Below are 21,482 nucleotides of genomic sequence, written 5' to 3' on the forward strand. Positions count from 1 at the left end.
CCCCTTCTGAAAAACGTTCAGTGCGGGTTTAAGCTGCAGGCAACCACGGCGCAAGCCGTGCTATTTGCGAAACTTGTCCAGACTGACGACTTCGGCCTCTTTGCGGCCTTCGCCGCCGTCGTCGTCGGATGGTTCGACCATTTCATCCATGGGCGCTTCTTCGGCGTCCGGCTCGCCTGTTCCGGTCTCTTCCTGGGTTTCGAAACGCAGGCCAAATTCAACCGACGGGTCAACAAATGTCTTGATCGCGTCATAGGGAATATAAAGCGTTTCGGGATTGTCGCCAAAGTTCAGCGAAATGGTGAAACCTTCAGAGGTCACGTCAAGATTGTCGAACCAATGCTGGATCACCACGGTCATTTCACCGGGATAGCGGTCAGACAACCAATCGGCGATTTCGACATCAGGGTGCATGGTGTCAAAGGTGATGAAAAAATGATGATCGCCCGGCAGTCCGTCAGCGGCAACACGCTCCAGCACCTCTTGGATAAGGCTGCGCATCGCGCGGTGCATCAAGTTGCCATAGTCGATTGTCCGGCTCACATTCTTTTCCTTTTGGTGACGTTCCTCAATCATAAGGGATTCGATCCTAGAGGGAAGGGGCGATCTGAAACGAGGGCGCAGCAAGGTGAACAAGAAACCCAAGCGCGGCGGACATTGCAAGGACGATGGGCAAGGACAATCGCGCCCGCTGCATGGCAATCGCCGCGATCGCGGCAAGGCCCACGGCCACTGGATTAATACTTTGCAGCTCTGGCACAAGGGTTTGCAGGGGGCCGCTTTGCACGGGATGCAGCATGCGAAAGAACACATGCAGCGAAAACCACAGCGACAGGTTTGCAATCACGCCCACAACTGCAGCGGTAACACCGTGCAACGCCCCTTGCAGCCGCGGACGCCCTTCCAGCCAGTCGATCAAGGGCGCACCGGCAAAGATCCAGATAAAGCAGGGCACGAATGTCACCCACAGGGTGATGGCACCGGCCAACAGCGCAGTCGCGATGCCACCTTCGGCCATACCCGCGAGCATGCCCACAAACTGGGTGACAAGGATCAGCGGCCCCGGTGTCGTTTCAGCCAGACCAAGCGCGTCCATCATTTGCGGCGTTGTCAGCCAGCCGTATGATCCCACGACCTCTTGCGTCATATAGGCAAGCACGGCGTATGCGCCGCCAAACGTGACGACGGCCAGTTTCGAAAAAAACAGGCCCAGATCGACCATGAAAGGTGCATCCAGGAGATAGGCCGCAACAAGCGGCGCAGCCCAGATGGTGGCACCAATGGCAATGACGCGCCCGCTCTGGCTGAGGTCAGGGTGCCCCTTGATGTCTGTTTCTTGGGGCACTGTTGTGCTGACGCTTGCGCCGATCATGGCAGCGAAGGCAATAACAATCGGAAACGGGATCGCGAACAAAAAGAGTGCGACGAAACCGGCCAGCGCGACCAGCCAATGCCACGTCTGCACCAGCGCCCGCCCAGAGATTTTGACCAGCGCATTGATCACAATCACAACAACTGTAGCCTTGATGCCAAGGAACATGGCCTGGGCCACGGGCAAGTTGCCATATTGGCCGTAAAGCAGGGCAAGGATCGCGATGACAATGGCACCGGGGATCACAAACAGCAGCCCGCCGATCAAGCCGCCAACAACACCGTGGCGTTTCCAACCGGCATAAGTGGCCAGTTGCATCGCCTCCGGCCCCGGTAACAACATGCAAAAGGACAGGGCGCGCAGGAATTGCTGTTCGGTGAGCCAGTCGCGGCTTTCCACAAGTTCCTTGTGCATCAGCGCAATCTGCGCCGCAGGCCCGCCAAATGACAAAAGGCCGATGCGCCCGAAAACCCGGATCATGTCGGTGATCGGCGGGGTCCCGTGGCCGGACCGCGATGGGGGACGCAGACGAGCCATCTGTGACCTATCCAAAGACCTTGCTGATCTCGCGCAGAATTTTTGTCCTGATGGCGCGGGGGTAATCGCGATGGGTGCGGGCCGTGATTACGAAACCGTTGCGGGTGATGACAGCGCCGCGATAGAAATTGGTGATCGCGAGCCCCATGGATTCAATGGCAATCCCGTTGATTGTGACGCCCGCGCGTTCCGCGGCATTGCGCGCGTCGCGGACCGCAGCACCGGCATTCGGGGTGCCGTCGCCGGACACATCAATGACCTTGCGCACACAATCGGGAACCTGATCGAACAAGCGCAGCGAAAACCGGATCGCTTCGGCGGGTGCGGTGTCTGACAAAACAAAGGCACGTTCCATCAGGCGTGCCTGCTGTGCCACATATTCTGCATCAAGGCTGGTGCGCACCCGCGTCCATGGAATGGAAAGCTGCTGCCGGTCCACGCCTGACCATTGCACCACGCTGAGCGCAACTTCGCCCTGCACCAACGCATCCACGATTTCAGGATCACGCAGCGCATCGGCCAGACCGTCAACCTGCAAGCGGTACTCGGCCACATCGACAGAGTTCGACACGTCGATTGTCAGCACAAGCGCTGTATCACAGGCTATGCTCCGCAACGGTAGCCAGCAGAGGCAAAGCACAAGGAGAACACGAAAGCATGTCATGCCGTTACACTGTGATGCGTCAGAGCGACAATCAAGCCCTGATGGTGGACCCGCTGGAGATGTCGGTCAGGAACTGCCGCCATTATTTCTGCTTGATTCTGTCGCTTTTTGGGCACATTCATTGTTCACCTCTTGCTTCATGACCCACACTCGTAGCGCGCGCCGACTTTACCACTCACTCACCCAACGGTCGGCGCGCCGGCGTGGCGAGCACAATTTTGCCAGTGCATGGCTTTTTTCAGGCGGGAGGGAAAGTGCAGGTTTCTGTTGCCAGGTACCTGCGAACCCCGCCAGAGGCTGCAAAGCCTAAGGACTTAAGTTTTCGATTTTACGCACAGCTTACGCTGCGAGTGCCATCGGTGCTTTGTTGTCATTTGCAACTAGCTTTGATGTACCGATAACGGTGGTAACTCACCGAAACAAAGCAAACCCCTTTAGACGTTCGTCGATCCTATTTCGTCCCCATGGCTGCCAAATGAGCAGTTATTGGTGGAGACGCCGGGTACCGCCCCCGGGTCCGATCCGCTTATTACGAGCGCGTTTATGTCCATAGTCCCGAAGGACACTCCTTAATTAGTATGCGGACTGCGCATAAACAAGCCCGGCATCGTCATTTCCGGATTAGAATTAGACATTAAGCGACAGGGCAAGTAGTCCCACGGCGGCCTCGACCACGAAGAAAACCCATTTCTTTTTGGATTGCCCGTCCAGAATGAGCGATGTGAGCCGCCCCGTTGCGGCACCGGCCCAGCAGAACCCCAGCATTATGTAAGCTTCCGCAGAGCCCAGGATCAGCGCCCCAAGCCCCATGCCGACAAACAGACAGCCCGCAGATGCCCTGATTTCGGAGGGACCCATCTGCGACGGACCGGAGGTCAGGTCCAGTGTCTCCAGGGTGTAGCGCGGCGCCAGCCAGCCAAAACATCCAAGTCCAATGCTGGTCAGCGCAAAGATGATATTGATGATGTCCATGGTTTTTCCTTGGCGGGGGATGGGTTAAAACCCATCTTACGATAACAAAAAGGGCAGCCTTTTCTGGCTGCCCTTTGACAATTAGCGCTTGTGGCGGGTTTTAGAAGCCTGCCTTGATCAACTCAAACGTTTCGGCCTGACGTTCGCGGGCGTCGTTTGAGATTGGCAACTGCGCCAGCACCGGCACATCAATTGTCCCCAGACCGGAGGCTTCAAGGTCTTCTTCGGTGACTGTCGAGGTCAGCGCGACCTTGTTTGACGACCCAAAGCCTGCTTCGAGCAGGGGAATGACGGATGTGTCGGCAAGAATGGCGTTCATATAGTCATAGGCCTTTTCTTCTGTGCCCTGACCGTCGGCCAGATTGACATAGCCGCACAGCCACAAGGATGATCCTTCGGTTGCCTCGCGTTGAAAGGCCACGGGGCGCCCTTCTTCTACCATGGTCGGGTATGTCTCATTCCAGGCCCAGCTGATCAGCACTTCGCCCGATGACAGCAATTGCGCCAGTTCTGCGGGGTCCGTCCAGTAGGTCCGCAGATTGGGATGCACTTCGCGCAGCCAGTTTGATGCGGCCTCGAACTGCGCGTCGGTTGCATTTTGCCAATTGTCGACCCCTGTTGCCAGATATGCCAGCGCATAGGCATCATCCACATTGTCAGGCAGCGTCAACCGCCCCGCATATGCGGGGTTTTTGAAGACCTCGAGGCTCGCCACATCGTCGGCAGGGACCTCTTCGGGGTTGTAGGCGATGGCAGTCGACCCGAAGTCTGTTGGAATGAAATAGACAGCTTCGCCTGATGCCACGTCGGTGCCGGTCAGGTTACTGTCAAGATCGCCGTAGGCAGGGATTTTGTTTATATCCCAAGGTTCAATAATGCCGCTTTGTGTCCATTTGCTGACCGATCCGGCGCAGATATGCGCCACGTCGGCCTGAAAACCCGAGCGGACTTTCTGAAATGCTTCGTCCTCATCGCCAAAAAAGCTGAAGGTCGGGCTGTCGCCGTGTTGTTCCACATAGCCCAAATGGAAGTCCGGATTTTCAAACCCCGGATAATCAAGGATCAGTAAATCCGCGTCCTGTGCAAGACTTGCCGTTGTGAGTGCGCAAACGGCTGTCGCGCATAGAAAGAAATTCGTTTTCATTGTTGTTACTCCCGCTACAACTTGGGCAAAATTAGAGCGCCTCGTAGCGCGCTGCAAGCGTCAACTGGCCTGCCTGCGCGCAATCACCCTACGTGCCAATTGCTGGGTATATTCGGACAGAGCCGACAGATGCTGTTCTGTACTCTGGCTTTGGCCCGCTTCGATCGCATCAGCGATCTTTTGATGCAGCGTCACGATCATTTCACGCGACCGATCGGTAAAGGTAATCATGTTCATGAGCGGTTGCATCGCCTCTACGGCACCTGCCAGTTGATAAGACAAGACAGGATTGCCTGCCGCATCTACCAGCGCCCGATGAAATGCCACGTCAGAGGCGCAGAAGTCTTCGTCGGTCAGCTCCGGTTGCTGCTGTCGCGCAATTTCGGCGCGCATGACCGCCAGATGAGCGTCTGTGCGCCGCAAGGCGGACAGGGGCGCGCAGGCCCGCTCAAGGGCAAAGCGCGCCTCGCAGGCGGTCGCAAAGCTGACGTCGTTCATCGACAAAAGCAGAGTCGATGTGGTGATCTGCTGCCTGTAGGCATCGCGAAAGGTCAACCTGTTCACAAAAGCGCCGCCAGTGGCCCCGCGCTGGGTCCGGATCAGGGATTGTGCCGCCAGCCGCTTCAGCGCTTCGCGGACCGTCGGGCGCGAGACATCAAACTGTTCGGCGAGTTCGGCCTCGGACGGGAGCCTTTCATCAACGGGCAGGGCACCTGAAATAATGGCATCGCGGATCGCCTTAGCGATTTGGGCCGACAGATCAGCAGGATTCGTTGGATCAATTTTCATTTGTCAGACAATTAAACGTCTGACATATGATGAGGCAAGGGAAAGATTCGTTTGGGAGGACGGTCATGACCTCTGCATTGCAGCGTTTTCCATTGCGGACAGTCCTTTGGCTTGCGTTTTTTGGCGTGATTGCAGCCGCTTGGACGGTGATGTTCATGATGGCCAAGATGTCCGGCGTGGATTTCATCGGGCAGCCTGTCTCGGGAAACATGATGCCGATGCAAAGTTTTGGCGCGCTGTTTCCAATGTGGGCCATTATGATGGCCGCGATGATGTTGCCCACAATGGTGCCCACCCTGACAAACTATGAACGGTTGATGGTCAGCGCCGATGGCACTCGCGCGGGATGGGTTGGGGTGCTGGCTGGCTATTTTCTGGTCTGGGTCGCCTTTGCCGCCGGGATCAGCCTGATGCAGATTGGCCTTCTGCATCTGCACCTGATTGACGGGCTGGGGATCGCCACCTCCCGACATTTCGCGGCGACCTTGTTAATCCTTGTTGGTACCTTCCAGTTCACCCGGGCAAAGGATGTCTGTCACGGGGTGTGCCATGCGCCTATGACCTATTTTCTTGGAGACTGGCGCACGGGCTTTGTCGGTGGCCTGCGTATGGGCGTTGGTCTGGGTGCATTTTGTGTCGGCTGCTGCTGGGGGTTTATGGCGCTGGGTTTCGTGGGCGGCGTAATGAGCCTGTTGTGGATGGGGCTCGCAACGCTTTTGATGATTTTTGAGAAACTGCCCGCTGTCGGGCATTACGCAATCAAGCCGACGGGAGGGCTGCTTATTGCGGGTGGCCTGGCTGTTCTGGTTTTTTAGGGAAGGCACTGAAATGGCTGAAAAAAAACGCGCTCCGGCAGACAAGTTGTCGATTTCGCAACGGATTGATCAGCGCATGGCAAGCAACCCGCTGCGGCGCAAGATGCAGCCGACCACATGGGCGATCAAGGGTGAACTTTTCCTGAATTGCTCCTGTACTGTGTTCTGCCCCTGTGTGGTCAGCCTTGGCGCGCATCCCCCGACAGAAGGGCACTGTCACGCATGGATGGCGGTTGCCATCGACGAAGGGCACTTTGAAGGCGAAGACCTGTCTGGTTTGAACGTGGGCCTGCTGGTGGATATTCCGGGCCGGATGGCAGAAGGCAACTGGCGCGTCGCGGCCTATGTTGACGAACGTTCCACCCAAAAGGCCTATAACGGGCTGCTGAAAATATTCAGCGGTGCTGCAGGTGGGACAACTGGGCTGTTCACTATGCTGGTGTCCGAGATCATTGGCGCGGAGCGCGAAAAGGTCGAGATTGTCCGCGAAGGCACCAAAAGGGGCATTTACATTGGCCGCAAGATTCAAGGCGAGATCGAGATGATGACGGGCAAAAGCCCCGATCACCCTGTGATGATCAGCAATTCGAAATACTGGATGGGCCCGGACATTATCGCCGCTCAAGGCGTGAAGTCCAAGGTCCGCGACTACGGCCGCGTCTGGGATTTCGGCGGTAAGTCGGCAGAGATTTGTCCGATTGACTGGAAAGGCCCCAAGCCGTGATCACGCCCGCATATTGCAAAACCATGGCGCGTTATAATGCGTGGCAAAACGATGGGTTGCGCAAGATGATTCCTGAAATGGATCATGCGGAGGTTTATCAGGATCGCGGGGCGTTTTTTGGATCAATCATGCGCACGCTGAACCATCTCTTGTGGGGTGATATGCTGTGGATGAGCCGGTTTGACGGTGGCGCGGCACCTGATTTGTCGATCGAGGACAGTTTCGAGATGGCGCCGACCCCTGCGGTCTGGGCCGCAGACCGGTTTCAGATGGATGCCCGGATCACGCTGTGGGCCGAGAGTATCGCCGCAGTTGATCTGGTTGGCGATATTGCCTGGTACTCCGGCGCGATGAAGCGCGACATGGTGCGCCCCAAGGCGCTTTGCGTGATGCAGCTTTTCAACCACCAAACCCATCACCGCGGACAGGTTCACGCGATGCTGACAGCAGCCGGCCAAAAGCCGAACGATACAGATATCCCCTTTATGCCGGAGTATGGCTAATGGCGACCATTGCACCGTCCCGCCGGATCCGGCGGACCCCTTTTACACCCGGCGTCGAAGCAGCAGGGGTGAAAGGCTATACCGTTTATAACCACATGTTGCTGCCCACCGTCTTTGAAAGTATCGAGGCGGACTATCATCACCTCAAATCAGCCGTGCAGGTCTGGGATGTGGCGGTTGAGCGGCAGATCGAACTGCGCGGTCCCGATGCGGCGCGGCTGATGCAGATGCTGACACCCCGTGACTTGCGCGGCATGATGCCGGGCCAATGTTACTACGTTCCCATCGTTGATGAGACGGGGGGGATGTTGAATGATCCGGTTGCATTGAAACTGGCCGAGGACCGCTGGTGGATATCAATTGCCGACAGCGATTTGCTGTTCTGGGTCAAGGGGTTGGCCTACGGATATCGGCTTGATGTGCTGGTGGACGAACCCGATGTATCCCCCTTGGCGGTACAAGGCCCGCAAGCGGAAGAGCTTGTGGCGCGCATTTTTGGAGATGCCGTCCGAGCGGTTAAGTTCTTTCGTTTCAGCTGGTTCGATTTTCAGGGCGTCAGCATGGCTGTGGCCCGATCCGGTTATTCGAAACAGGGCGGTTTCGAGATTTACGTGGATGGCACCGCAAACGGTATGCCGCTTTGGAATGCGTTGATGGAAGCCGGACGCGATCTGGATGTGCGCGCAGGGTGCCCAAATCTGATCGAGAGGATTGAAGGCGGCTTGTTGTCATATGGTAATGACATGACCCGCGAGAATACGCCGCATGAATGTGGTCTGGGCCGGTTCTGTTCGACCCAGACTGCGATTGGTTGTGTCGGGCGCGATGCCTTGTTACGCGTGGCCAAAGAGGGACCGACCCAGCAAATCCGCCCGCTGTCCATTGCGGGCGATCTGCCCCCCTGTTCGGCGGCCTGGCCCTTGATGGCGGGAACGAAGCGCGTGGGGCAGATCACCTCTGCCGCCTATTCGCCGGACCAAAAGACCAACGTGGCCATCGGCATGGTCAGAATGACACATTGGGACGAAGGCACCCTTTTGCAGGTGCAGACTCCGGATGGGTTGCGCGATGTCACGGTACACGAGAATTTTTGGGCCTAGGTGCGTGTGGCATCTGTCGGAGCCTCCGGCGGAAGTTTGATTGGACGAAGAAAGATAAGGGGTCCTGCACCCCAAGGGAAAGGAATTGTGATGTTCAAGGCATTGGTTGTCGAAAAGAATGAAGAGGGCAAAACGCATGCCGCTGTGCAGGAGCTGTCGGAGGCGCAGTTGCCAGCGGGTGACGTGACGGTTGATGTGGCCTACTCGACAGTGAACTACAAAGACGGGCTTTGCATCGGACCGGGTGGCGGATTGGTACGCAATTATCCGCATGTGCCTGGTATTGATTTTGCCGGTACCGTAGCTGCATCGGATGATGATCGTTATAAACCGGGTGACAAGGTTGTTCTGACAGGTTGGCGCGTGGGCGAAGCCCATTGGGGCGGTTATTCCCAGAAAGCGCGGGTGCAGGCTGATTGGCTGGTCCCGCTGCCAACCGCTTTGACACCGCGGCAGGCCATGGCCGTCGGTACCGCCGGTATTACAGCGATGCTGGCAGTGATGGCGCTTGAAAAGGCCGGTATCAAGGACGGCCCTGTGCTGGTGACGGGTGCCGCTGGCGGTGTCGGGTCGGTCGCGACTGCCATTCTTGCCAATCTGGGCTATCAAGTTGCTGCCGTCACCGGACGCCCGGAAACGGAAGACTATCTGAAAATCCTTGGCGCAACGCAGATTGTTGCCCGCGAAGAATTGAACGAGACTGTCAAGCGCCCGCTTGAGGGTGAAACATGGGGCGGCTGCGTCGATGCCGTTGGCGGGCCGATGCTGGCCCGCGTACTGGGGCAAATGCAGTATGGTGCATCGGTCGCTGCTGTTGGTTTGGCAGGCGGTGCAAATCTGCCTGCGACGGTCATTCCGTTCCTGCTGCGGGGGGTGAACCTGCTGGGGATCGACAGCGTGATGCAGCCTTTTGAAAATCGTCAGGCGGCATGGGCCCGTATCGCCACCGACCTGCCGATGGACAAGCTGGAGGCGATGATTGTGCCCGCCACATTGGCGGACTTGCCTGATTTGGGCCGTGACATTCTGAAGGGGCAGGTCAAAGGGCGTGTGGTCGTCGATGTCAACGCCTGAGTATTGCGGTTGGGGCACCCCGACTCGTCGGGTGCCCCGATTTGTGATTTGTCGATTTTTTGTTTATGCTAAAAAAACTTAACAGGGGAACAAAGAAAATGGCGATAAAACCACCATTAATGCATCTGCCGATCAAGACCGCGACAAGCGGTTTTTATAAAGGCTTTACAAAGGACGTGACGATCACCGCCAAGATTTTGGTGGGTGCGCTGATTGTCTGGGCAATTGCCTTTCCTGATCAGGCCGCGTCTGTCTTGGGGACCTTGAACAGCATCATCCTTGCGACATTCAGCTTTTGGTATGTCTATGTGATGGCGTTCTTTGTCATCTTATGCTTTGCGTTGGCGTTATGGCCAGCCTCGGGACGGCTCAAGATGGGAATGCCCGAGGATGAGCCGGAATTCTCGAACTTTTCGTGGTTTTCCATGATGTTTGGTGCCGGGATCGGCATCGGGATGCTGACATTCGCCACCGCTGAGCCGATGTATCATTGGGCGAGTAACCCGGAAACGATTCAAGGGCTGACCGAAGGCAGCACTGAAGAGAACGTGCGCGCCGCCTATCTCTGGTCATTTACCCACTGGGGTCTGGCTGCCTGGGCCTCTTATGCCATCGTTGGCCTGTCCTTGGGCTATTTTTCCTACCGTCGTGGCCTGCCGCTGACGATCCGGACCGGTCTGACACCGATTTTGGGTAAAACACTGTCGGGTCCTGTCGGTCACGTGGTTGATATTGTTGCTGTTGTTGCGACCGTATTGGGAGTGTCGCAGACGTTGGGTTTCGGGGTCGAGCAGTTTATCTCGGGCTTGTCACGCATCGGGTTTGGCGAGTGGCTTTACACCGCTGACGGTGAAGGCGGGCAGTCATCTTCGACCATGGCGATCATCTTTGCCTTGCTGGTGATTATGGGGGCATCGACCCTGTCGGCGCTTTCGGGTGTTGGCAAGGGCATTAAGTGGCTGTCCAACATCAACATGGGGCTTAGCTTTTTCGTACTGGCCTTTTTCATCATCTTCGGGTCGACACTCTTTGGTCTGAAAGCTCTTGGGCTTGGGATCTTTGATTATCTGGCCTCTATTCCGGGCAATATCTTTACGGTTTGGACAACGAGCCCGATTGAAGGTTTCACAGCGAGTGTACCTGCTGCCGTACAAGCATTGCCTGCGGAAGATCTGACGGCCATCTTCGATTCAGCATCAAGTCCTTGGGGATCGCTAGCGGCCTTCAGTGAAGGGTTGCCAGCCTCTGCTGCGTCGCTATCGGCTGATGATATTGCCGCAACCTATGCTGTGGTAACTGAAAACCGTTTGTCTGGTTGGCAAGGGGCCTGGACCATCTTCTACTGGGCTTGGTGGATTGCCTTTGCGCCATTCGTTGGCGTGTTTCTGGCACGTATTTCACGTGGCCGGACCGTGCGCGAATATGTGCTGGGTGCGATGATCATTCCAGCATTGATGTGCTTTGTCTGGTTTGCCCTTGTCGGCGGCACAGCGATTGATCTGGAACTGACTGGCACCGCCGATGGTGCAATTTCAGGGGCCGGACAAGAGGCGCAACTGTTTGCCATGCTTGACGTGATCCTGTCGCCTGCACTTGCCTGGGGCATGTCGGTGCTGATCGTTGTGCTGTTGCTGACGTATCTTGTGACCTCGGCGGATAGTGCGGTGCTGATCATCAACACGATCAATGCGGCTGGTGACGAAGGTCCAAAAGCGCGTCCGCATATCCTGTTCTGGGGTGCCGCACTGGCGCTGGTTGTCGGTGGTCTGATCATTGCGGGTGGATTGGGTGCAATCCAGACGGCCATGGTGATTGGTGCGCTGCCCTTCAGTCTGGTTATGGTTCTGATGGGTCTCGCGCTGATCAAGGGGATCTATCTGGACGGTCGCCGCCAGGCTGCGGGCGTGCCGAGCACGATCGACGATGTCGACGCACAGCCTGCGGAATAGCAGGTGCGTTGCGCCAAGAGCCGGTAATCCCGGCTTTTGGCAAGATACTGGAAATCATGAAAAAACCGGACCCCGGAGCTTGCGCTTCGGGGTTCTTTTTGTTTCAGATGGCGCATGGATCTAGATAACGCATGGGTGCGCGCCCAATTCCCCGCCTTTGATCAGACGTCCCTTCAAGGTCATGCCTTTTTCGAGAATGCGGGCGGATCATATCCCTGTCGCCAAGTGGTCGACCGCCTTTGTCGTTTCTATACCGAACGCAAGGTGCAGCCCTATGCCCCATATGAGGCATCCCGCATCGCAGGCGAAGAGATGGATGAGGCCCGCAGCCGTCTTGCCGAAATGCTGGGCGTTGCAGATCAAGAGGTTTCATTTGGCCCCTCGACGACGCAGAACACTTATGTTCTGGCACAGGCGGTGCGCCAGTGGATCAAGCCTGGTCAGCATATCATTGTGACCAATCAGGATCACGAGGCCAACAGCGGCCCATGGCGACGACTGGCGGATCAGGGTGTCCCTTTCCGTGAGTGGCAAATTAACCCGCAAACGGGTGAGCTGGGTCTGGATGATTTGGCCAATATGTTGGACGAAAGAACCGCCTTGGTCGTCTTTCCCCACTGTTCAAATGTGGTCGGAGCAATCAATGACGTGGCGGCGATAACGGAAATGGCGCATGCCGCAGGCGCGCGGGTCTGTGTGGATGGGGTCGCCTATGCGCCGCATGGCTTTCCCGATGTGGGCGCTTTGGGGTGCGATGTCTATCTGTTCAGCGCCTACAAGACCTACGGCCCACATCAAGGCATCATGGTGATCCGTGAAGCGTGGGGAATGGAACTGCCGAACCAAGGCCATTATTTCAATGGGGACAGCCTGTACAAGCGCTTTACACCCGCGGGGCCCGATCACGCGCAGGTCGCCGCAAGTGCCGGCATGGCGGACTATATCGATGCGCTATCTGCCCACCATGGCGGGGAGAGCGGGGCACAGGCCGCGCGGCTGTCGCATGATCTGATGCGTGCGCATGAGGTGGCGTTGCTGCAACCCGTGTTGGATTATGCCAGTGCGAAAAATGCGATCCGCCTGATTGGGCCCGGTGATGCAAATCGGCGCTCACCGACGGTCGCACTGGAAATCGGGCGCAATGCCGAAGAGGCTGCCGCCGAATTGGCCGCGCACGGCATCATGGCAGGCGGTGGCGATTTCTATGCCCAACGTCCTTTGCAAGCCTGTGATGTTGATCTGGACAATGGGGTCTTGCGGGTCAGTTTCGTACATTACACCTCAAAACAAGAGGTTGACGGGTTGCTGGAAGCGCTAGATCAGGTCCTGTAACGCACGGCCTCCGGTATCCGTGACGACAGGAGGGCACATGCCAACTACACCTATCATCCTTTGGTTTCGCCGTGATTTGCGACTGGGAGATCACGACGCGCTGACCGCCGCCTGTGCCAGTGGCAGGCCTGTGATCCCATTGTTCATTCATGATGAACTGGTCGATGGGCTTGGGGCTGCTCCCAAGTTCCGACTGGGGTTGTCGGTGGGCGATCTGGCGCAGTCATTGGCTGACAAGGGCAGCCGTTTGACTATCCGCAAGGGCAATGCCTTGGCTGTGTTGCGCGAGATCATCGCACAAACCGGGGCAGGGGCGGTCTATTGGTCGCGCCTTTATGATCCCGACAGCAAGGAACGCGATACAAAGGTCAAAGCGGCTCTTAAGGAAGACAAGGTCGAGGCCAGAAGCTTTGCTGGTCATGTGCTCTTCGAACCTTGGACGGTCGAGACCAAAACTGGTGGATTCTATAAAGTCTACACGCCCATGTGGAAGTCGGTCAGAAACAGAGATGTGCCGTCTGCGCTGCCGACGCCGGGGCAGATCCCTGCACCTGCCGGTTGGCCAGCATCCGAAAACCTGGATGAGTTGCGCTTGGGCGATGCGATGCAGCGCGGCGCGGACGGGCTTTTGGCCCACTGCACCGTGGGTGAACGCGCAGCTAGCAGTCGTCTGGGCGCTTTTATTGCCAATCGTGTTGCGGATTACGCGAGGAACAGGGATTTGCCTGCGATCAAGGGCACCTCCGGTCTGTCAGAAAACCTGACCTATGGGGAAATCAGCCCGCGCGTTTGCTGGCACGCGGGCTGGCGGGCCATGCATGACGGCAAGACCGATGCAGAGGTTTTCCTGAAAGAGCTCGTCTGGCGCGAGTTTGCCTATCATCTGGCGCACCACACGCCGCGCATCACGACCCGGAACTGGAAGCCCGAATGGGATGATTTCCCCTGGAATAGCGAAGAAACCGCCGAAGTGACGGCTTGGAAGCAAGGCCGCACCGGCATTCAGTTTGTCGATGCGGCGATGCGGGAGATGTATGTCACCGGTGTCATGCACAATCGGGGCCGGATGATCGTGGCGTCCTACCTGACAAAGCATTTGCTGAGCCATTGGAAAATCGGGCTGGACTGGTTTGCCGACTGTCTGATCGACTGGGACCCATGCAGCAATGCGATGGGCTGGCAATGGTCGGCTGGGTCGGGGCCGGATGCAACGCCCTATTTCCGCGTTTTCAACCCGGTCACCCAACTGGATAAATTCGACAAGAACAGGGAATACGCTTCCCGTTGGCTGGCTGAACCCTACAGCAGACCTTCGCAGACGGCGCTAAGCTATTTCGATATGGTGCCTAAAAGCTGGCAACTGTCCCCCAATGACCCTTACCCCGCGCCGATTGTTGCCGCTGATGTCGGGCGCAAACGGGCGCTTGAGGCCTATGCCGCGCGATAAAATCAGGATTTGGGAAAGCGCGTGAAACTTTTTGCGACGGTTTCCGTGACTTCTACCAAGCAGAGGCTAACATACGTCAATGACGCGGTCCGATAAATGTGTCATACGCGCAGAAAAACGGGACGGAATATGATACTGACTACCACCGAAGGACAGACGAAACTACCCCGCTATTTCAAACCTGTCTTCGACAAAATGACGACGATGAAAAAGGGCCGGATTGATGTGATCCTGCCTGACGGGCGGCATTTCCGCGCCGAGGGTCACGCGCCGGGTTATGTGGCTGAAATTCACGTACACAACGATGATCTGTTCGCCCGTACCATCCGCGAAGGCGATCTTGGGTTTTGCGAAGCCTACATGGATGGCTGGTGGTCAACGCCTGACCTGATGGCCTTTATGGATCTGATCCACGATGATGACGCCGAAGAAATGTACGACGGGTTTCCCGGCCAGTTCATTGTGCGCAGCTACGAACAATTGCGGTTCTGGTTGCAGGGGAACTCAAAAAAACAGGCCAAGAAGAACATTAGCTACCACTATGATCTGGGCAATGATTTTTACGGAATTTGGCTTGATGACACGATGACCTATTCATCAGCCAAATTCGAAACCGGACAGGAAAGCACCGAAGCGGCCCAAATCGAAAAATACAAAAGCATGGTGGACCAGATGGGCGCGCAGCCCGGTGATCATGTGCTGGAAATCGGCTGTGGCTGGGGCGGCTTTGCCGAATATGCCGCCAAAGAGAGGGGCCTGACCGTCACCGGACTGACCATCAGTCAAGAGCAGCACGACTACGCGGTGGAACGGATGGCCAAGGCAGGGCTATCTGAAAAAGTGCATATCAAGATGCAGGATTACCGTGACGAAACCGGGACTTATGACGGGATCGCCAGCATCGAAATGTTCGAAGCGGTCGGTGAAAAATACTGGCCTGCCTACTTTGAAACCGTCCGCGAGCGCCTGAAACCGGGCAAGAACGCAACACTCCAGATCATTACAGTGGCCGACCGCCGATGGCATGTCTACAAGCGCGGCGTGGACTTCATTCAAAAATACATCTTTCCGGGTGGGATGTTGCCCAGCCCGACAGCTTTGCGTCAAGAGGTTGAAAAGGCTGGATTAAGTGTGGCGCGGTCGATCGAATTCGGTGAAAGTTACAGCCAGACGCTGCGCCGTTGGCACGAAACTTTCAACGACAAATGGGACGATGTGGCCAATCTGGGCTTTGATGAACGGTTCAAACGTATGTGGAACTTTTATCTGACCTCTTGCGCGGGGACTTTCCATAGCGGAAACTGCGATGTAACGCAGATTACCGTCACGCGCGCTCCTTAAAGAAGGCTGCTGGCGGCACCAAGAGGACGCAGTGCCATGCCCACCGCTGGTCGACTAGCCGCAGCAACGGCCTTCTTCATTTATGGTTGGTACATAGCGCTTGCCGCGAGCCCGTTTTTTCTCGAAGGGATCGCGCCGGGCTACTTGATTCCGCTGTCCATTGGCATCGCTGTCCTGTGCGGCTGGATGGTTGTTGGATCGCGCGCTGGCCGTGGCTATGTCGCCGCCGTCGGTCACGGTCTGACGGGGGCCTTTGCCTACAGCCTTTGGATGATCTTTCTGATGTCGTTCGAAGATATGATCGCGCGTTCGTTGCGGCGGCTTTACGACGGCCCGATGGAGGCGCTTGTCGGTGTTTTTGACCTGATGCTGCAATTGGGCAACGACCTGTTCGATATCAATCTTATCCTGTCGGTCGCAATAGGCGGGATCGTTTGTGCGTTGTTTGCAGAGTATTTTGCGAAACGCTATCCCTGATCCATGGATCTGTTTGTGTATGGGACGTTGCGGTCAAGCGACCTGATGGCTGCAGTCGCCGGCGATGGGCCGCTTGATGCGCAAGACGCAAACCTTGATGGCTATGCTGTGCGGCCTGTGTCCGGCCAACCCGTCCCCTGCATCGTGCGCTCACGGGCGCGGGCGGAAGGGGTCCTGTGGTCCCGCCTGACGCCAACGCAGATGAAACGGCTTGATCTTTATGAGCGCGCCTTCGGCTATCGGCTCGCGCCTGTTTGCGTCGTTTTGGCTGGCGTGTCACGACAGGCCCATTGCTATGTGCCGCCGTCCGACGTGCACGCCGGGCCGGGCACCTGGGATCTGGCCGCATGGGAAGCGGAACATCTGGCGCCCGCGTTGCTTGCCGTTGACGAGCTTTTTTCACAAGACCCGCTGCCCACACCGGCTGCGCTGCGCCAGATGTGGCCAATGATCGAAGCGCGCGCATGGTCAAAGCATCGTGCAGATGCTGCTGCTGCACAGGTACGGTCACGCCCGCAGGGCAATGCGTTTTCCCTGACCAAATCCGGCCGGTCTGCGGGTGCTTTTTTCCGGTTTCAACGGTTTGACGTGACCCACGACAGGTTTGATGGGCAGCGGTCCCCGGTACTGAGCCAAGAAGCTTTCATCGGTGTCGATGCAGCAATAGTTCTACCCTACGATCCGGTCCGCGACAGGGTGTTGCTGGTGGAACAATTCAGGCTAGGCCCGGCCGTCCGACAGGACCCGAACCCGTGGGTGCTGGAAGCCGTGGCCGGGATTGTCGATGCGCATGAAACCCCCGAGCAGGCCGCAATCAGGGAAGCGCGCGAAGAGGCGGGTGTCGAGATTGCGCATCTGGAACATGCGGGTGGCTCTTATCCGTCGCCGGGTGCGACAACGGATTATTTCCATCATTTCGTTGGCTTGTGTGATTTGCCAGCGACGGCCTCCTTTCAGGGTGGGCTGGACGCAGAACACGAAGATTTGAAGCTCCACCCGATGTCATTCGACACCGCATTGGCCCTGATAGAAACAGGCGAGGCGAACGTCGGACCGCTTTGTTTTCTGCTTTATTGGCTTGCCGCCCACCGCGACCGGTTGCGCAAGATGGCTTGATGTCCCGCAGGTGCGGACTTAAACATATCAAGCGCAATGAAAGGCCTGACAATGACAATCCGCAATGACCTCGCTGATGCTGTAGGAAACACCCCGCTGATCAAACTTCGCGCCGCGTCCGAGGCGACCGGCTGCACGATTTTGGGCAAAGCCGAGTTCATGAACCCTGGCCAGTCGGTCAAAGACCGGGCGGCACTTTTCATGATCCGCGATGCGGTAGCAAAGGGGACGTTGAAGCCGGGCGGAACGATCGTCGAGGGGACCGCAGGCAACACAGGCATAGGGCTGGCGCTGGTCGGGGCCTCGATGGGCTTCAAGACCGTTATCGTGATCCCCGAGACCCAAAGTCAGGAAAAGAAGGATATGCTGCGCCTTGCAGGCGCGCTACTGGTCGAGGTGCCGGCAGTCCCGTACCGCAACATCAACAACTATGTGCGCTACTCCGAACGGCTTGCCGTAGCATTGAACAAGACCGAACCCAACGGTGCCGTCTGGGCCAATCAGTTTGACAATGTGGCCAACCGGCAGGCGCATATCGAAACCACCGGGCCCGAAATCTGGAACCAGACCGATGGTAAGGTTGACGGGTTCATCTGTGCATGTGGCTCGGGCGGGACACTGGCGGGTGTTGCGGTGGCGCTACAAGACAAGGGGGTCAAGATCGGACTGGCCGACCCTGATGGTGCAGCGCTTTATTCCTACTACACGACCGGTGAGCTGAAGATGGAGGGCAGCTCGATCTCGGAAGGGATCGGTCAGGGGCGTATCACCAAGAACCTTGAGGGGCTGAAGCCGGATTTTGCCTATAATATCAGCGACCAAGAGGCTGTTCCTGTTGTGTTTGACCTGCTCCGGAACGAGGGGCTTTGCATGGGCGGATCAACCGGGGTGAACATTGCAGGCACAATGCGCATGGCGCGCGAGATGGGGCCGGGTCATACCATCGTGACGATCCTGTGTGACTATGGCACGCGCTACCAGTCAAAGCTGTATAACCCTGCGTTCATGCGTGAAAAAGGACTGCCCGTTCCTGCATGGCTGGAAGCAGAGGTCAATGTGCCGTCGGTGATGGAAGAAGCATGATCAATAGGCTCTTTGTCCTTCTGGCAGTGGTCATTTGGCCATTGTCGGCAATGGGGCAGAGCCTTTATTACCCCGACCTGGAAGCCGAACTGCAGCCTGCGCTTGTCGCGCAGGAAGGCGTGACGGATTGGGAAGACATCGCACAGCGCGCCGAAGAGGTTGCACGCGACGGCGATGCCTCTGCATTTGCGATAGCGCGGTTGCGGGCGCAACTGGTGGTCTGGCGTGATGTTTTTCTGGATAACACCAGCCAGAACGCAGAGCGCATCGCCACGGTTGAATCGCAAATCGCGGCCTTGGGTCCGGAACCCGAAAGCGGTGATGAGCCCGCAGCGATTGCCGAACGCCGAGCGGCCCTGCAAGACCAGCTGGATACGCTGTCCATACCCGGTGTGCTTGCCGAAGAAGCCTTTGCGCGGGCAAATGGCCTGATCCGAGAGCTGGACGGGCAGGTGATTGAACGTCAAACGCGGGAACTGACCGCGCTCGAACCATCGCCATTGAACCCGACAAGCATTGCCGATGGCACAACGGCCCTGTGGGCGACAGTGACTGATTTGGGCGCGGAAATAAGGGCGGGTCTCAGCGCGCAGTGGGAATCGGGCCGTCTGCTGCGCAACCTGCCTGCTGTGCTGTTCTATCTGGGGCTGGCGATCGGGCTTGTCGTATATGCGCGCCGTTGGTTGACGGTATGGCGGGCACGGATGCTGGATAATCAGTCATCACTGCAACCGATCTGGCTTTTGCTGTTGTCGCTCAGTCAAATGATCGTGCCGGTTATCGGCATCTATTCACTCACCCGCGGCCTTGAGACGCTCCAGATTTTTGGTTTGCGCGGACAGGCTGTGATTGATGCGCTACCTTTGGCCGGTTTCATCATAGTTTTTGTGTGGTGGCTGAGCGGGCATATTTTTCCTGCCGGTGAAAACGCCGGTACTTTGGGGTATGATCTGGACACCCGCGATGGCGGGCGCCGTTACGCATTGGCGATCGGTTGGGTTATCGCATTGGGCAGTGTCGTCGATGCGGCCATCAAGGCAACGAATACGGAGCTTTCAGACGCGCTTCCTTTCGAATGGACGGTGCTGGCGCTTTTGGGTTTCCTCTTGTGGCGGCTGGGGCGTTATATCAAACGCCCCCCCGCGCCAGTCGAAGGGCACGATGTCTCACCGGGGCGCATGCGCAGTCTGGTCGGTCGTTTTTGCACATTTGCGGCCATCGTCGCACCGTCGTTGGCGGCAATTGGTTATGTGAACGCGGGGCGGTCACTTATCGTCCCGACGATCCTTTCACTGGCGCTGTTCGGTTTTGTAAATGTTTTGCAGCGGATCACCGAAGGGGTGACTTCGGCGGTCAGTGACGGCAAAGAGGAAAGCCCGATACGCGCGCTTGCGCCGGTGTTGGTCTCGATGGCGCTGTATCTGGTCAGCTTGCCGATACTGGCCCTGATCTGGGGCGCACGCGTTGATGACCTGTTTGAAGTGTGGTCGCGTTTCCGAGAGGGGTTCGCCTTTGGCGACAGCCGGATATCACCCACTGATTTTTTGACCTTCGCGCTTGTCTTCGGCTTGGGCTATGCGATGACCCGTTTCATTCAAGGCACTCTGCGCAGGTCTGTCCTGCCGCGCACGCGGCTGGATCTGGGCGGGCAGAACGCCATTGTGTCTGGGCTGGGCTATTTGGGGATCATTCTTGCAGCCATTGTTGCGATCACCAGCGCGGGCATTGACCTGTCCAACCTTGCGATTGTTGCAGGGGCCTTGTCCGTCGGAATTGGTTTTGGCCTGCAAAACATCGTGTCCAACTTTGTATCGGGCATCATTCTGCTGATCGAACGGCCCGTCAGCGAAGGCGACTGGATCGAAGTGGGCGGGCACATGGGATATGTGCGCGGGATCTCCGTCCGCTCGACCCGGATCGAAACCTTTGACCGGACCGATGTGATCATCCCGAACGCCGACCTTGTCAGTGGACAGGTCATAAACTGGACGCGGGGCAATCTTGTTGGGCGCGTGATTGTGCCGGTGGGTGTCGCCTATGGCAGTGACGTGGATCAGGTCATTGGTATCTTGCAAGAGATCGCGGAAAAGCACCCGATGGTCATCATGGACCCTCCGCCATCGGTTCTTTTCATGGGCTTCGGGGCTGACTCGCTTGATTTCGAGATCAGGGCGATTTTGCGCGATGTGAACTATGTGATGGTGACAAAATCCGAAATGAATCATGAAATATCGCTTAAGTTTGCTGCAGCAGGGATCGAAATTCCCTTTGCGCAGCGCGATATCTGGCTACGTAATCCTGAGGTTCTGAATAAAGGCGAAGCATGACCGAATTGTTGTTCCGCAAAGATGCCTACCTGCGTGAAGCGCAGGGGCGGGTCAAGGAAATCACCGCCGAAGGGGGGGTCGTGCTGGATAAGTGCCTTTTCTATCCCACGTCCGGCGGTCAACCGGGCGACAGTGGCGAACTGCTGTGGGAAGGTGGCCGCATGACCATCGCAACTGCGGTCAAGGGGGCGGCAGAGGATGTGGTGCTGCTTGCCGCTGAACCCGCAAATCTGCCAGAGGTCGGGCAAGTCGTGCAGCAAACCATCGACTGGGACCGCCGCCATCGCCACATGCGCGTTCATACCGCGCTGCATCTGTTGTCAGTCGTTATCCCGTTGCCTGTCACCGGTGGCGCCATCTCTGCCGAGAAGGGGCGGCTTGATTTCGATATGCCCGAGGCACCGCAGGATAAGGCTGCATTGGAGGACGACCTTAACCGGCTGATTGCCTGCAATATGGATGTGACCGAAGAATGGATCACAGACACCGAACTGGATGCGCAGCCCGATCTGGTGAAAACCATGTCGGTGCAGCCGCCGCGCGGCACGGGCATGGTGCGGCTTGTGCGCATCGGTGTGGGCAAGGAAACGGCCGACCTGCAACCTTGTGGCGGCACTCATGTCGCCAACACCGATGAAATCGGCAGAGTCAGGCTGGGCAAGATCGAAAAGAAAGGCCGGGAGAATCGTCGGGTCTATCTGCATCTGGATTGATCG

The 21,482-nt window shown here is 57.3% G+C and carries 20 protein-coding genes and 1 other RNA gene; 14 read left to right on the forward strand and 7 right to left on the reverse strand.

Going from position 1 to position 21,482, the window contains the following annotated elements; translation table 11 throughout:
- Window positions 1-60: 60 nt before the first annotated feature.
- From C8N45_RS19190 to C8N45_RS19220, 7 genes are all read right to left on the reverse strand, one after another.
- Window positions 61-543 (reverse strand): SspB family protein, encoded by a 483-nt coding sequence (locus C8N45_RS19190; protein WP_108388087.1) that lies wholly within the window; start codon window positions 541-543, stop codon window positions 61-63.
- 46 nt (window positions 544-589) lie between these two features.
- Window positions 590-1,909, reverse strand: coding sequence for a chromate efflux transporter (gene chrA / locus C8N45_RS19195; protein WP_181868960.1), 1,320 nt, complete (start codon window positions 1,907-1,909; stop codon window positions 590-592).
- Window positions 1,910-1,916: 7 nt separating this feature from the next.
- The gene (locus C8N45_RS19200) at window positions 1,917-2,573 is read right to left on the reverse strand and encodes a DUF1194 domain-containing protein (RefSeq protein ID WP_108387973.1); all 657 of its coding nucleotides are present in this window, start codon (window positions 2,571-2,573) and stop codon (window positions 1,917-1,919) included.
- Window positions 2,574-2,826: 253 nt separating this feature from the next.
- Window positions 2,827-3,176: a transfer-messenger RNA gene (gene ssrA, locus C8N45_RS19205) on the reverse strand.
- 24 nt (window positions 3,177-3,200) lie between these two features.
- The gene (locus C8N45_RS19210; RefSeq protein ID WP_108387975.1) at window positions 3,201-3,545 is read right to left on the reverse strand and encodes a DUF4345 family protein; all 345 of its coding nucleotides are present in this window, start codon (window positions 3,543-3,545) and stop codon (window positions 3,201-3,203) included.
- Between the two features lie 100 nt (window positions 3,546-3,645).
- Entirely contained in the window at window positions 3,646-4,689 is a 1,044-nt protein-coding gene (locus C8N45_RS19215; protein ID WP_108387977.1) for an ABC transporter substrate-binding protein, read from the reverse strand.
- A 60-nt stretch (window positions 4,690-4,749) separates the two neighbouring features.
- The gene (locus tag C8N45_RS19220) at window positions 4,750-5,478 is read right to left on the reverse strand and encodes a FadR/GntR family transcriptional regulator (protein ID WP_108387979.1); all 729 of its coding nucleotides are present in this window, start codon (window positions 5,476-5,478) and stop codon (window positions 4,750-4,752) included.
- 65 nt (window positions 5,479-5,543) lie between these two features.
- Here C8N45_RS19220 and C8N45_RS19225 point away from each other — a divergent pair, with 65 nt between their 5' ends.
- The 14 genes from C8N45_RS19225 (at window position 5,544) to C8N45_RS19290 (ending at window position 21,479) form a co-directional block, all read left to right on the forward strand.
- On the forward strand, window positions 5,544-6,293 hold the full coding sequence (locus C8N45_RS19225; protein WP_108387981.1) for a DUF2182 domain-containing protein: 750 nt from the start codon (window positions 5,544-5,546) through the stop codon (window positions 6,291-6,293).
- A 13-nt stretch (window positions 6,294-6,306) separates the two neighbouring features.
- Window positions 6,307-7,017 (forward strand): DUF1326 domain-containing protein, encoded by a 711-nt coding sequence (locus C8N45_RS19230; protein WP_108387983.1) that lies wholly within the window; start codon window positions 6,307-6,309, stop codon window positions 7,015-7,017.
- Window positions 7,014-7,520 carry a DinB family protein gene (locus C8N45_RS19235; RefSeq protein WP_245882757.1) on the forward strand — a complete coding sequence of 169 codons (507 nt, stop codon included), beginning with the start codon at window positions 7,014-7,016 and terminating at the stop codon, window positions 7,518-7,520. The genes C8N45_RS19230 and C8N45_RS19235 overlap by 4 nt, the downstream gene beginning before the upstream one ends.
- On the forward strand, window positions 7,520-8,620 hold the full coding sequence (locus C8N45_RS19240) for a dimethylsulfoniopropionate demethylase (RefSeq protein WP_108387985.1): 1,101 nt from the start codon (window positions 7,520-7,522) through the stop codon (window positions 8,618-8,620). The genes C8N45_RS19235 and C8N45_RS19240 overlap by 1 nt, the downstream gene beginning before the upstream one ends.
- A 90-nt stretch (window positions 8,621-8,710) precedes the next feature.
- Complete coding sequence (gene acuI / locus C8N45_RS19245; RefSeq protein ID WP_108387987.1) at window positions 8,711-9,694, forward strand: acryloyl-CoA reductase; 984 nt, start codon at window positions 8,711-8,713, stop codon at window positions 9,692-9,694.
- 98 nt (window positions 9,695-9,792) lie between these two features.
- Window positions 9,793-11,643, forward strand: coding sequence for a BCCT family transporter (locus tag C8N45_RS19250; RefSeq protein ID WP_108387989.1), 1,851 nt, complete (start codon window positions 9,793-9,795; stop codon window positions 11,641-11,643).
- 114 nt (window positions 11,644-11,757) lie between these two features.
- Window positions 11,758-12,975 (forward strand): aminotransferase class V-fold PLP-dependent enzyme, encoded by a 1,218-nt coding sequence (locus tag C8N45_RS19255; RefSeq protein ID WP_108387992.1) that lies wholly within the window; start codon window positions 11,758-11,760, stop codon window positions 12,973-12,975.
- 37 nt (window positions 12,976-13,012) lie between these two features.
- Window positions 13,013-14,422, forward strand: coding sequence for a cryptochrome/photolyase family protein (locus tag C8N45_RS19260; protein ID WP_108387994.1), 1,410 nt, complete (start codon window positions 13,013-13,015; stop codon window positions 14,420-14,422).
- A 129-nt stretch (window positions 14,423-14,551) separates the two neighbouring features.
- Window positions 14,552-15,763, forward strand: coding sequence for an SAM-dependent methyltransferase (locus C8N45_RS19265; RefSeq protein WP_108387996.1), 1,212 nt, complete (start codon window positions 14,552-14,554; stop codon window positions 15,761-15,763).
- Between the two features lie 36 nt (window positions 15,764-15,799).
- Window positions 15,800-16,240 (forward strand): TrgA family protein, encoded by a 441-nt coding sequence (locus C8N45_RS19270; protein WP_108387998.1) that lies wholly within the window; start codon window positions 15,800-15,802, stop codon window positions 16,238-16,240.
- Window positions 16,241-16,243: 3 nt separating this feature from the next.
- Window positions 16,244-17,356: an NUDIX domain-containing protein gene (locus C8N45_RS19275; RefSeq protein WP_108388000.1), complete on the forward strand. Its 1,113-nt coding sequence runs from the start codon at window positions 16,244-16,246 to the stop codon at window positions 17,354-17,356.
- A gap of 51 nt (window positions 17,357-17,407) precedes the next feature.
- On the forward strand, window positions 17,408-18,439 hold the full coding sequence (locus tag C8N45_RS19280; RefSeq protein ID WP_108388093.1) for a cysteine synthase A: 1,032 nt from the start codon (window positions 17,408-17,410) through the stop codon (window positions 18,437-18,439).
- Complete coding sequence (locus C8N45_RS19285) at window positions 18,436-20,766, forward strand: DUF3772 domain-containing protein (protein ID WP_245882758.1); 2,331 nt, start codon at window positions 18,436-18,438, stop codon at window positions 20,764-20,766. Before C8N45_RS19280 ends, C8N45_RS19285 begins: the two co-directional genes overlap by 4 nt.
- Window positions 20,763-21,479, forward strand: coding sequence for an alanyl-tRNA editing protein (locus tag C8N45_RS19290; RefSeq protein ID WP_108388002.1), 717 nt, complete (start codon window positions 20,763-20,765; stop codon window positions 21,477-21,479). The genes C8N45_RS19285 and C8N45_RS19290 overlap by 4 nt, the downstream gene beginning before the upstream one ends.
- Window positions 21,480-21,482 lie beyond the last annotated feature (3 nt).

Source organism: Yoonia sediminilitoris (genome assembly GCF_003058085.1).
In the GTDB taxonomy this organism is placed as follows: Bacteria; Pseudomonadota; Alphaproteobacteria; order Rhodobacterales; family Rhodobacteraceae; genus Yoonia; species Yoonia sediminilitoris.